The sequence below is a fragment of the Parerythrobacter aestuarii genome (genome assembly GCF_030140925.1).
Classification (GTDB): Bacteria; Pseudomonadota; Alphaproteobacteria; order Sphingomonadales; family Sphingomonadaceae; genus Parerythrobacter; species Parerythrobacter aestuarii.
The window spans coordinates 737,374-750,140 of the sequence record NZ_JARBWD010000001.1; the positions used below are offsets into that span (position 1 = coordinate 737,374).

9 protein-coding genes are annotated in these 12,767 nt (G+C 60.8%); 4 read left to right on the top strand and 5 right to left on the bottom strand.

Translation table 11 applies throughout. From position 1 onward, the window contains the following. The first annotated feature begins 125 nt into the window (after nucleotides 1-125). Nucleotides 126-3,560, top strand: coding sequence for a TonB-dependent receptor (locus tag QPW08_RS03615; protein ID WP_284124384.1), 3,435 nt, complete (start codon nucleotides 126-128; stop codon nucleotides 3,558-3,560). A 112-nt stretch (nucleotides 3,561-3,672) separates the two neighbouring features. Here the strand turns inward: QPW08_RS03615 and QPW08_RS03620 are convergent, their stop codons facing one another. Further along, nucleotides 3,673-6,492, bottom strand: a complete 2,820-nt coding sequence (locus tag QPW08_RS03620; RefSeq protein WP_284124385.1) for an ATP-binding protein — start codon at nucleotides 6,490-6,492, stop codon at nucleotides 3,673-3,675. A gap of 85 nt (nucleotides 6,493-6,577) precedes the next feature. Here QPW08_RS03620 and QPW08_RS03625 point away from each other — a divergent pair, with 85 nt between their 5' ends. Beyond that, entirely contained in the window at nucleotides 6,578-7,297 is a 720-nt protein-coding gene (locus QPW08_RS03625) for an energy transducer TonB family protein (RefSeq protein ID WP_284124386.1), read from the top strand. A gap of 12 nt (nucleotides 7,298-7,309) precedes the next feature. On the opposite strand, the gene QPW08_RS03630 is transcribed toward QPW08_RS03625, so the two are convergent. From QPW08_RS03630 to QPW08_RS03645, 4 genes are all read right to left on the bottom strand, one after another. Continuing rightward, nucleotides 7,310-7,612, bottom strand: a complete 303-nt coding sequence (locus tag QPW08_RS03630) for a polyhydroxyalkanoic acid system family protein (RefSeq protein ID WP_284124387.1) — start codon at nucleotides 7,610-7,612, stop codon at nucleotides 7,310-7,312. Further along, nucleotides 7,612-8,403 (bottom strand): hypothetical protein, encoded by a 792-nt coding sequence (locus tag QPW08_RS03635; protein ID WP_284124388.1) that lies wholly within the window; start codon nucleotides 8,401-8,403, stop codon nucleotides 7,612-7,614. Before QPW08_RS03635 ends, QPW08_RS03630 begins: the two co-directional genes overlap by 1 nt. After that, nucleotides 8,403-9,617, bottom strand: coding sequence for a toxic anion resistance protein (locus tag QPW08_RS03640; RefSeq protein ID WP_284124389.1), 1,215 nt, complete (start codon nucleotides 9,615-9,617; stop codon nucleotides 8,403-8,405). The genes QPW08_RS03635 and QPW08_RS03640 overlap by 1 nt, the downstream gene beginning before the upstream one ends. A 161-nt stretch (nucleotides 9,618-9,778) precedes the next feature. Continuing rightward, nucleotides 9,779-11,512: a fatty acyl-AMP ligase gene (locus QPW08_RS03645; RefSeq protein WP_284124390.1), complete on the bottom strand. Its 1,734-nt coding sequence runs from the start codon at nucleotides 11,510-11,512 to the stop codon at nucleotides 9,779-9,781. A gap of 142 nt (nucleotides 11,513-11,654) precedes the next feature. On the opposite strand from QPW08_RS03645, the gene QPW08_RS03650 reads away from it, so the two are divergent. Together QPW08_RS03650 and QPW08_RS03655 are read left to right on the top strand one after the other, a co-directional pair. Then, nucleotides 11,655-12,221, top strand: coding sequence for a regulatory protein RecX (locus QPW08_RS03650; protein WP_284124391.1), 567 nt, complete (start codon nucleotides 11,655-11,657; stop codon nucleotides 12,219-12,221). Continuing rightward, nucleotides 12,211-12,726, top strand: a complete 516-nt coding sequence (locus QPW08_RS03655) for a DUF192 domain-containing protein (protein WP_284124392.1) — start codon at nucleotides 12,211-12,213, stop codon at nucleotides 12,724-12,726. The genes QPW08_RS03650 and QPW08_RS03655 overlap by 11 nt, the downstream gene beginning before the upstream one ends. Nucleotides 12,727-12,767: the final 41 nt, after the last annotated feature.

Genomic DNA, 12,767 nt, shown 5'->3' on the forward strand with positions numbered 1-12,767 from the left:
GGAAAACTGCGTGCCATGGCACTGTAACAATTCCCCCCTTTGGGCCATAGGCAATGAACCGGGTTGGGTTCCCGCCTACCAGATTCGTTCGTCAATTGCAGAGCTCTTCCAAGAAGGGGTTGTCCATGAAGCTCAAATATTTCCTCGCGGCCAGTGCTGCAGGTCTCACCACGGCCGTCGCGCTGCCGGCGCCGCTCGCCGCTCAGCAAATTACTTCGGGTGTCGAAGGTACCGTTACCGATGAGAGCGGTGCTCCGCTCGCGGGTGCGACTGTCGTCGTCACTGATACGCGTACTGGCCAGGTTCGTACGCTGACCACCAACGCCAATGGCGATTTCCGCGCCGTGTCGCTGGTTCCGGGCGGTCCCTACACCGTGTCCGTCACTGCCGGCGGCTTCGAAGGCCAGACCATCGAAGACCAGTTCATCAACATTTCGGGCAATACCGCCTACACCTTCACGCTGATGAGCTCGACCGGTGCTGACAACATGATCGTTGTCACGGCCGAGCGCGTGAATGTGCAGCAGCTGGCTGTCGGCCCCGGTACTGCCTTCGGCGAGACCACGCTGGAAGCCTTCCCGAGCCTGTCGCGTGACGTGCGCGACATCATCCGCCTCGACCCGCGCGTTAGCCTCGAGCGTTCGGATGAAGTCGACCGTATCTCCTGCCTCGGCGGCAACGATCGCTCGAACACCTTCACCGTTGACGGTATCGTCCAGGCCGACACCTTCGGCCTCAACGGTACGCCGTTCGCCGCGCGCAACTCGCTGCCCTTGCCGTATGATGTGATCCGCGAAACCTCGGTTGAGTTCGCTCCGTTCGACGTCGAATACAGCGACTTCACCGGCTGTCTCGTCAACGTCGTGACCAAGTCGGGCCAGAACAAGTTCCACGGATCGGCCTTCTACACCTTCTTCAACGACAGCATGTTGGCGGACACCATCATCGATGGTGACGGTGTCGAGCAGCCGCTCTCCTCGGGCAGCGAGAAGCGCTGGGGTGCCACGCTGGGCGGGCCGATCATTCCCGATCGCCTGTTCTTCTACCTCGGCTACGAAGAAACCGATCTTGGTGATGCCAATGATGAAGGTCCGGTCGGTGGCGGTTTCGCCAACGAAGTCGATGGCATCAGCCAGGCCGACTTTGACCGTTTCGCGCAGATCGCCCGCGACGTTTACGGCCAGGATGTTGGCGGCTACCCGCGCACGCTGGCTGAATCGAGTGTCCGCTATTTTGGCCGCATCGACGCCTACATCACCGATGGTCAGCGTCTCGAAGCCACCTACCAGCGCCTCGAAGAATCGAATGTCGAGCCGGACTTCGGTTCGGATGCTCTCGGCGGCCTGAACTCGTTCGAGGAAGAAGGCACCGTTTCGGACTACTACTCGCTGCGCCTGTATTCCGACTGGAGCGACAAGATCAGCACCGAAGTCCGTCTCAGCCGCGCTGAAGTGACTGACGTGCAAGGCCCGTTCGGCTTTGGCGAAGCGCAGTCGGACAACCCGACCGTGCGCCTGGCTGTCGCTGTCGAGAACAACGGCGACGTCGGCCTCCTCAGCACCGGCCCCGGCATCTTCCGTTCGGCCAACGCGCTGGCTCAGACCGTCAACCAGGCGAAGTTCCAGATGAACATCGATGGCGGCGATCACCAGTTCAAGATCGGTGCCGAGCTCAACGATCTTGAAGTCTACAACCTGTTCGCGATCAACGCGACGGGTACGCTGTACTTTGCCAACCTCGACAACTTCGAGCAGGGCATCGTCAACCAGGGATTCTCGTTCTTCCCGTCGAACGAGCAGATCCGCAGTGGCGCAGGCTATGGCGCTGATATCAACGCTACGCCGACCGGCGACATCAATGAAGCGGCCGCAACCTTCAAGCGCCAGATCTATTCGTTCTATGCGCAGGACGAATGGCAGGCCAGCGACCAACTGAGCCTGACGGCTGGCGTTCGCGTCCAGTTCTACGATGGTGACGCTCCGCGTGAGAACCCTGAGTTCTTTGCGCGCTACGGCTTCACCAACGCCAATCCGTTCAGCCGCCTTGACCCGGTAATCCTGCCGCGTCTTTCGGCTACATACGAGTTGGATAACGAAGGGTTCTTCTCCAACACCCGCGTGACGGGCGGCGTCGGCATCTTCTCGGGCGGGGACCCGATGGTGTACTTCTCGAACGCTTTCTCCAACAACGGCTTTTCGACGGGCCTCGGTACCTCGGTCTTCTGTGGTGCCGGCCAGTTCCCGACCGACGTCGTTGTTGGCGGCCAGTTCACCGGCTTCCCGCAGTGCGTCACCGCTGCCGGTTCGGCAACCGCTGCACGAGGCCTGGCCGACACGCAGTCGACCGATCCGAATTTCGACGTACCGACCGTGGTCCGCGCGAACCTCGGCATTTCGACCGACTTCGGCACGGAGAGCGGCTTCTTCAGCGACTGGCGCCTGAACGTCGACTATATCTACTCGCGGTTCAACGACACGCTGAACTTCGTGGATCTGTCGCAGACGCCTGACATCAGGATCAATGGTGGTTTCACCGTCGACGGACGTCCGATCTATGCAGCGATCGATCCGACCGATCCTGACGCGGCCGGCTGTAATGCGCAGCTCGTCAATCAGGGCGGTACTCCGCCGACTTGGATCAACGTAACACCGATCTGCTTCAACCGCATCGGTCGCGACGATGAAATCCAGCTGACCAACGGCCCCAGCTACGAAAGCCACATCGCGTCGTTCCTGCTGTCGAAGAACTTCAACCGGGGTATCTTCACTGAAGGCGGCAGTGTCGGCCTCCGCTTCGGCTATGCCTACACTGACTCGAACAACAACCGGAATGTCGGTTCGTCGACTGCAACTTCGTCGTTTGACGTCAGCGCAGCTTTCGACCGCCAGAACCCGGCGGTTTCGACCTCGAACTACGAGACGCGTCACAACATCACCGCTTCGATCTTCTTCCGCGAAGAATTCTTTGGTGATTATCGCACCTCGCTGGGCATGTTCTTCCGCGCTCGTTCGGGTCGGCCGTACAGCCTGACCTTCGACGGTGGTGGCGTCTTCAACGACAGCTCGTCGGGCAACGACAATGCTCTGCTCTACGTTCCGTCGGGCGTGAACGACCCGAACCTGTCGCCGCTTTCGGACCCCAACACGGTTCGCGAAGCCATCGACTACGTGGCAGCATCGGGTTGCGACTACACCCCGGGTGAGACGATCAAGCGCAACACCTGCCGCAACCCGTGGCACTTCGACCTCGACCTGCGCATCAGCCAGGAACTGCCGTTCATTGGAAAGATGACCGGACTGGTCGATGATCGCATCGAGCTGTTTGCCGACTTCGACAACTTCCTGAACTTCCTCGACAGCGGCTGGAACCGCCTGAAATTCCAGTCCGAGTTCACAGATGTTCTGGACGGCGAAATCGATGCACAAGGTCGCTACATCTTCGATGAGACCAATAACGATCCGCTCGATCCGTACATGTACATCAATCCGGATGACGACCAGTCTGTCGGCATCTCGAGCTCGGCCTGGAAGATCCAGGTTGGTGTTCGCTACGAGTTCTGATCCTCAACGATCGAACCTGAAATGAAGGGCGGCGGCTTCCGAAATGGAGGCCGCCGCTTTTCGTTGCCGCAACCGACTTGCGTCAGGCAGCTTGCTGGGTCGCAGTAGCGAGCTATTCGGTCGCCAGTTTGCGGGTCACATCCCGCGGCTGCTCCGATTTGAGAGCACGCTCCAATGCAGATGTCTTGGCTCCCAGTTCAGCTTCGCCAAAAACCCCGGCGGTGCCTGCGAGCTTGTGCACCAGCCTTGCGAGTTCGAGCCCCTCCGTCCCTGCCAGTCGCTCGCGTTCCAGTGCCTGTTCGACGGCCGTGATCGCTTCCTGGCGGCGTTCATCCCAGCGGTCGCGGATATCGGATGAGCTGGCAATATCGGGCGCGGCTACACCTGCTTGCGCCGTGTTACTCCGGCCAGTGTCGGGGTGCTCCAACCGGTGGCCGGTGTGATCATGATCGAGTATCTTGGTTGGCAACCAGCGCCGCAAGACAGCACCCAATTCAGCAAACACCAGTGGTTTGGCAAGGTGCCCCTGCATGCCGGCGTCGCGCGCGGCGGCGATATCTTCCGGGAAGGCATTGGCCGTCAAGGCGATGATCGGAAGGTTTCTGGAAGCGATACCCATGGCACGGACCCGGCGTGCTGCGGTGTAGCCATCGCAACCCGGCATCTGGATATCCATCAGCACAAGGTCATAGGGATTGTGCGCTTCGTAGGCTTCGCGGATCATTGTAACGGCCTCGTGTCCGTCACGCGCTACTGCGACTTCCTGGCCGCACCGCTCCAGCATGGTCGTGGCCAGGATACGGTTGATATCATGATCTTCTGCGAGCAGCACCCGCGACGGTCGCAGTGCCTCTTCAGCATTGCCTGACTGGCCTGGCCCATTGACGGGTGTTGCTGCTGCTTCTGCAAGTTCGAGCGGAATCGCGAGTGTAAATTGCGAGCCCTTGCCCGGGGTGCTGATGCAAGAAAGCGAACCGCCCAGCAGCTCTGCAAGGTTGCGGCTGATCGACAGGCCAAGGCCTGTCCCGCCAAAACGCCGCGAGGTCGTGCTGTCAGCCTGCTGGAAGGGTTTGAAGATGTCATCGTGCCGATCCTGCGGAATGCCAATCCCGGTATCGCTGACCTTGATGGCCAGCTTGTCGTTGCAAACTGCCGTTGAGACTTCGATCGTTCCCCGCTCCGTGAATTTCACGGCATTGCCGATCAGGTTGAGGACGATCTGCTTCAGCCGCAACTGATCGGTGAGTATATGCCGGTGGAGGATGTCGCTTTCGCGGAACACAAGCTGCAATCCCTTTCGCTGGGCGTAGGCGGCGTGCAAGCTCGTGCAACTGCGTAGCAGGTGGTGAATATCGACCGGCTCGTGGTTTATGACGACCTGACCGGCTTCGATTTTCGAAAGGTCGAGGATATCGTTCAGCAACAGCATCATTGACCGCCCGGAATCGTGGATCATCTCGGCTTGCCTGCGCTGCTCGTCGGCCAGATCCCCTTGCAACAACAATTCAGCAAAACCGAGCACGCCGTTCATGGGCGTCCTGATCTCGTGGCTCATGTTGGCAAGGAATTCCGACTTTGCGCGCGCTGCTTGTTCGGCATGGCGACGGGCATTGACCAGGTCGCGCTCAAGGCGGACTCGCTCGGTTACGTCTCGTGCAGAGACGATAATGCCGCTGTGCTCGCCTGTCTCGCGGTCGAAGGTGACGGCACAATCGGCTTCGATGTAGACTGGCTCGCCCTGGTCGTCGTCTTCCAGTCTCCGATAAGTGAGCCGCTCTTTGCGACTCTCGCCGGTCAGAAGGCGTCGCTCAGCTGCGGCAATGTCTTCCTTCGCATCGGGGTGAGTTTCCTGCGAGGCAGGCCGCCCGAGATAGAAGGCACGAGGCCGTCCCAGCACTTCATGGACCGACGGCGAAGCGTAGGTGCATACTCCCTGCTGGTCAAACCGCATGACCGCATCGGTGATCGAATGGGCAAGCGTATCGAGCTCTTCGCGACTGGAAGCTATCTCGCGCAGCATTGCATCACGTCCATGCAGCACCGCTGCCACCGGGAGGCCGATCAGGAACGCCGTCGCGAGGAACGCCTGCAGGGTCATGAGCTGAGCGGTCAACCCGCCATCGATCAGATGGATGGGACCTTGTCCCAACCAGGTGAAGGTGGTCGAAATCACAGCGACCTTGACCATGGAAAATGCCGTTCCGAGGCTGCCGAGGCGGAAAGCGTGGGATACAACCACGGGAGCGACGAGAAAAAGCAGCGGATATTGTGCCTGGCTGAAGACATAGATCGTCAGCAAGGTCCCGGGAATCGTCAGGAGAGCCCAGTCGAGCTTCTCCTGCCGCGAGGCCGGTCTTTTGCGCGCCATCGCATCAGCAAAAATCAGGATCGCCGGAACGAGGATGATCATGCTCAGCCCATCGGTGACCATCCACTCGAACCAAACGATGGTTGAGGTCTGTTCTTCGAAGGACAGCGCCGCGAAGGCAAAGGAAGCTGAAATCACCGGCGCGGAAATCCCTGCCAAAGCCACGAAGATCATCAATTGCCGGATGTCACGCATATCCGGCCGGCGCGTCCCGAAATACCGCAGCAGTAGGATCGCAGCGAACATCTCAACGCTGTTGGCTGTAGCCAGCGCCATCGCTCTGAAAGGTGTGTCGCCAATCCAGGTATTGGCAATGAAGTTTGCAATCCACAGGCTCGACAAGAAGGTCGCTTCGCCATTGAGCTTTGCGCGCAGGAGGAATGCGACCGCCAGGGCATTGGGGATCCAGACGGCAGCGATGCGGTCATCGCCGCGAGTGAAAGCGATGCTGAGGTAGGCGGCAAGGCCGAACAGGCCAGCGCCGATCACACTGGCAAGAAGTGTCCTCGTATCCCAGGCCCACGGTCGTAGCAGGGGCGGCTTGTTCGAATGCGTCTCTGCCATTGCCCTCCCTTCCTTTTGCGCCATAAGTAGGCGACAAATATTGGCACTTGGCAGCAGCCACCTAGGTATCTTGACGGAGGGTCGATTGGCGACAGGCGAGCGGTTTACAGAGAAGAAGCGCCGCCCAAGCGTTCCGGTGCTGCTGCTCATCGCCCTGTTGCATGTGGCCCTGTTCTACGGCCTCCTGAAGGCGCTGGCACCGGATTTTACCGGCGAAGTGGAGGACAAGGTCCTCTCGGCAATTACGGTTACGGTCACTACGCCGCCTGAAGACTTGCCGCCAAACGATCCCGAGCCTGACGAGGGCTCGCAGGGCAATCCGGGGGACCGGGCGGTGCCCAAACCGACATCTGCCCCGTCTCCCAAAATCCCGATCCGCAAGGATGAGCCGCAGCCCAGAGCCACATCGACCGGATCGGATATCAACTCGGGCGCCAACCAGGGCGATGGCACAGGGTCAGCCGGCGAAGGGCTCGGCACCGGAGCCGGGCGTGGTGGCAGTGGGCGCGGCGGCATTCCCGTCACCCGGCCGGTGCTGGTAGCGACCATTACCGACGCCAGCTCGTTCCCGATCCCACCGGGTGGGCGCAAGGAAAGGATCGGCAAGTCGGTAGATGTGAGACTTGGCGTTTCGACCCAGGGACGGGTCACCAGCTGTTCGATCGTGCGCGCCAGCCCGTTCCCGGAAACCGACGCCAAGGTTTGCGAGCTTGCCTATGAACAGGTCCGGTTCGAACCGGCACGCGATGCCAATGGCGATCCGGTCGCATCGACCTTCACTTATCGGCAACGGTTCTTCAATTAGCGCGGATCGAGCCTAATCCTTGGCCAACAGCTTCTGGCCCTGATCCTTCATCGCGCCAGAGATCACGGGCTCCATGAAGCCGAGTAGCGGGGGCAGGGTTACTTCAACGACCAGCCGGTTGTCCTCGATATCGACGGTGCCGACCAGGTCGTGCCCCATGGCGCGGATGGTCATGTTCATGCGGTCATCGTTGGGCCAGTCGGTGACGACCTCGGCCATCGGGCCGGGGATGTGCTCTGCCATTTCGTGGCTGCGCTCTTTCAGGCGGCGGCGGACCTCTTCCTTGGGAAGCTCGTGCGGAATGGGGACTTTCATCAGCCTGCCGTTGTCTGCTTGTCGAAATCGGGCAAGGGCACACCGTAGTCGGCATTCTCGCCCTCGATGCCTTCGCTGTATTTGTAGTCGAGATAGCGGCCGCGAATGGCAAGGTCGTCGATCGACCCTTGCGCCAGCTGGCGATTGATCGAGTCGAGTTCGCGGCTGATCACTTCGAGGCCGTTCTCGAGCTGCTTCACCGGTGTCGTCCCGCTGCGTTCTTCATAGCGCAGGCTTTCCGGGATCTTGAGGAATCCTTCGATCATGTCGGGCAGGTCCTCGCCCACCAGCTTGCGGATTTCCTTGGCGGTCGGGTGCATCTGGTCGACTTCGGCCAGCTGCGGCTCGAGCTCATCGAGCTGGCCACCGATGACGGAAAGGCTGGCGGCGATCGGCTTGGGCAGGCGGCTGCGCTGCATTTCCAGCCACAGCTCGGTCTTGGCGACCAGCTGGCGCACGTTCTCGGTGTTGAGATCGGCCCGCTTGGGCACCTTCATCTTGGGATACTTGCCGAGGAAGAACAGCGTGGCGAGCGTAGCGGCACCGACCGCCATCACGCCTGTGAAACCGAGCCCGCCAATGATCGAGCCGATGACCGAGGCCCCGACCCACAGGGCGAACACGCCGATGGCGATGTTGCGCACCTTCTTCATCCAGTGCTGGCTCTTGAGCTTGAACGAGCCGCGCCCGACCGAGCGCGCCCGGCGATGCACGCCGCCGTTGCGCTGCTCCACCAGCGACTGGCTCGCCGCGCGGATGATGTGGTCGGACTGGGCAGTGGAATCGTTCATCAGTTGCCCAGCTCAAGCAGTGAAGGTTCGGAGGCAGCGACCTTGGCCTGTGCCTGGGCCTGGCCTTCGGCGCGAGCGATATAGCCTTTGGACTTCTCGACTTCCTGGCTCAGTACGGTGACGGTCTGCTTCATGGAATCGAGCGCGCGAACCTTGAACTGGTCGACTTCGTCCATCGTATCATAGATATTCTGGAAGGCACGCTGTAGTGTTTCCAGCGGGATGGTGCTGGCAGCGGCCTGTTCGTGGATCTTGCCGGTTTGCTCGCGCAGCATGGTGCTGGTCCCGTCAATGATACCGGCAGTGGTATCGTTGAGCGCAGTAATCTGCTGCAGCACCAGCCGCTGGTTGGTCATCGCTTCGCTGACCGTCACGGCAGTGCGCAGGGCACCCACAGTGGTTGTACTGGCGCGATCGACACCCTTCACCAGCTCGACATTGTTCTTCTTGACGAGGTCGAGCGCGAGGTAGCCCTGGACGCTCACCGCCATCTGCGTGAGCAGGTCCTGCGTGCGCTGGCGGACATAGAACAGCGCGGTTTCGCGCACAGCCTTGGCCTTGGCCGGATCGACACTGTCGAGCTCGTTGGCCTTCTCTTCCAGCCGCGCGTCCAGCGTCTGCGAGATATGGATCATCTGCTCGAGATTGCCCATCGCTTCCCACAGCTTGGCCCGCTCGACATCGATTGCGGCATTATCCATCAGCAGCTCGTCCTTGCCGTTGGACAGCTTGCTGAGGATGGCCTGGATATGGGTCTGGGCGCTCTGGTAGCTGCGGAAATAGCTGGTGAGCTTGTTGCCCCAGGGAATGATGCCGAGGATCTTGCGGGTACCGGTCAGCTTGCCGCGCTTGGACGGATCGAGGTCTTCGACGACGGTGCGAAGTTCAGCCAGGTTGGCCCCCACGCCTTCGTCCTTGTCCATGGCCCGGACCGGGCGATCGAGGAAGCGATTGGAATGGCCGGCCGCGGCAAGAATTTCCTTGCGGCCCATATTGGTGATCTGGTCGACCTTTTTCCCGAACTCCGGTGAATTGGCATCGATCGAGACCAGGTCGGTCACGAAGCTGTCGACTTTCTCGTCGAGCTTGGACTTCTGTTCTTCCGTGACGGGTACCAGGCCAGCCGCCTTTTCGACTGTGACTTCGGGCACCGGCGAAGGTGGCGTCAGTTCGAAATCGGTTGCGGTTGCGGTCTTGGTCTCATTGGTCGCCATGATCGGTTGCAAATCCCTCTTGCGTGCGCGTGCCATATGGCACTTGTCACTGTATTAAGGGCATAAGACACGTATTTCAAGCCGCGCCCATGCCGTTCGTCGAGCAGCAACATACGCCCCGCGAACCGCAGGGCAAATTGGTTTTTTGGGAGGGCTGAAGGCTAGGCTGCGAGCTCGAGCGGCTGGATTTCGCCCGAGAGGTACAGCTTCTTGGCCTTGGCCCGGCTGAGTTTGCCGGAACTCGTGCGCGGAAGGGTGCGCGGCGGGATCAGCTCGACCACACAGGGGGTGCCGGTCACTGCCTGGACCTTCTCCTTGATCGAATCACGCAAACGCAGGCGTTCTTCCGGATCGGAAACGCGGCAATGCACCAGTACTGCTGGGGCTTCTTCCCCGTTTTCCGTCTCCAGCGCAAAGGCGGCGATGTCGCCGTGGTTGAAGCCCGGCAACTGTTCCACCGCCCATTCGATATCCTGCGGCCAATGGTTCTTGCCATTGATGATGATCATGTCCTTCGCCCGTCCGACGATGAACAGGTAACCGTCAGCCATGTATCCCATGTCGCCGGTATCGAGCCAGCCATCGACGAGGCAATCGTCGGTCGCTTCAGGATTGCGGAAGTAAGAATGCATGACGCTAGGGCCACGGCACCACACCTTGCCAATCTGGTGATCGCCGCGAATGGCACCGCCTTCACCGCGGATCTCGACATCCATATCGGGCAGCGGCTTGCCGCAGTTGACGATTGCGCGATATCGAGCCGGGCGCGAGAGATCGCGGCGCGTGCCCGAGAGGCGCTCTTCTTCGACCAACTCGACCCGGATGCCTTCGCCGGGGGGCATGACCGTGACAGCAAGCGTCGCTTCGGCGAGGCCGTAGCTTGGAGTAAAGGCACTGGCCTTGAATCCCGCCGGCGCAAACGCGTTGACGAAGCTCTGCATCACGTCGGGCCGGATCATGTCGGCACCATTTCCGGCAAGCCGCCAGCGTGAGAGGTCGAAGCGCTCGGCTACATTGCTCTGGCTGGAAATGCGGCGCGCGCAGATATCGTAGCCGAAGGTCGGCGAATAGCTCATCGTGGCACCCTTGTTGGCGCTGATCATGTCGAGCCAGGCGAGCGGGCGGCGGGCAAAATGTTCGGTCTTGAGATAGTCGGAGCTGACCTGGTTGCCGACCATGGACAGGAAACACCCGACGAGACCCATATCATGGTACCACGGCAGCCAGCTGACCCCGCGGTCGCCTTCGCCGATGTTCATGGTGATGGCATGGCCTGAAAGGTTGTGCAGCAGCGCGCGATGGGTGACAGCGACGCCTTGCGGAAAGCGGGTCGAGCCACTTGAATACTGCAGGTAACAGATGTCTTCCGGGCCGACCTCCGGGAACACGCATTCCGGAGCGTCACGGGTGGCAAAGCTCTCCCAGTCGTAGCCTTCGCAGCCCTGCTTCCGGACCGCTGCTTCAGTCATTTCCGCAATCGCTGGCGGATAGAGCAGCATCTTCGGGTCACTGCTGGAAAGCTGGACGCCGAGCTGGTCGATGTAGCTTTCCTTGCCGCCGAAGGTCGTCGGCAACGGCAAAGGCACCGGCCAGGCTCCGACATAGACGCAGGCGCAGAACAGCGCGGTGAATTCCGGCACGGTCTCCGCGATCAATGCGATCCGGTCTTCCTTCTGCACCCCAGCCGCCACCAGGCGTCGGGCCATTGCCAGCGCATCTTCACGCATCCGGGAGTATGAATAGACACGCTCCAGCTGGCCGCGCATGTCATGGAAATTCATGCCTTTCTGGCTGCGTGCTGCGTAGTCGATGGCTTCGATAAAGGTATCGAAGTCGGCCCTGCGGCGCGGCAAGGGGCAATCATTCGGGGTTGGAATCAGCGTGCTGTCAGTCATCTTTTCTGGCGAAACCCGTGTAATTACGCGCGGTTAAGCGCTTCCTGTCCCTGTATGCGGCGCAATTAACCGTCCCTGCACCGTCATAAATCTTTCACTTGGCTTTTCCCATTTGAAAAGGAGTGTGGCACGAATATGGCCGATGCGTGAGGGTTCCCCATCCAAATCTCGCCGAAAACGGCCTCCGAAGCCGCTTGATGAGGTGCGGCTGAGGGACCTGGCGCTCGCCTATGTCGCGCGATTTGCCACTAGTGCGGGCAAGCTCGAACAATACCTCAAGCGCAAGCTGCGAGAACGTGGCTGGGAGGGAGAGAGTGCGCCGGATGTGCGAGCGCTGGTCGCGCGCTATGTCGAACTCGGCTATGTCGACGACACAGCCTATGCCAGGACGAAGGCAGGAGATCTCTTGCGGCGCGGTTATGGCCCGCGCCGGGTAGCACAGGCTCTGGGACAGGCAGGAATCGACGAAGAGGTACGCGGTCGGGTCGAAGCGAGCGAGCTTGAAGCGCGCGAGGCGGCTCTCCACATGGCGAGGAAGCGCCGTTTCGGCCCGTTTGCGCTCGATCCCGTCGATCGCGCGCTGCGCGAGAAGCAGCTTGCGGCCATGATCCGTGCGGGGCATGGCTTCGATATTGCCCGCGCCGTGCTCGATGCTGCGAGCGAGAAAGCGGCGGAGGACTGGGTCAGGGAAGCACACGATGACGTTTGACAATTTTCCGCTGCAGGTTTGCCTCAGGGCTGCACCTGTCGCTTTGCTGGTGGCCTCCTGTTCTCCAGTCGGCTCGGCAGACCAGCCCGCACCGACGCCGGCCGCAGCGCAAGAAACAGGCACGCATCCGATTTCCGGCCTGGAGATCATCCCTTTGACTGTGACCAGCGGTGCCACTGTCCATCGTTTCAAGGCCGAGCTGGCCGATACGCCCGCATCGCAGGCGCGAGGGTTGATGTTCCGGACCGAGATCGCCCCCGACGAAGCGATGATCTTTCCGCGCGATGTTCCAACTCCGGCCCGATTCTGGATGAAGAACACGCCGATCCCGCTGGACATCATCTTCATCGGCCCGGACAAGCGCATCCTCAATATCGCGGCAATGACTACCCCTTACTCGCTCGACGGGGTCGAATCCGATGGCGATGTAATCGGCGTTCTGGAATTGGCTGGTGGCCGCGCGGCCGAATTGGGGATAGCCGAGGGCGACATCGTCGAGTGGTGAACTTGACGCTTGGCCCACGCCGCCCAATCAGCTAATCGCGC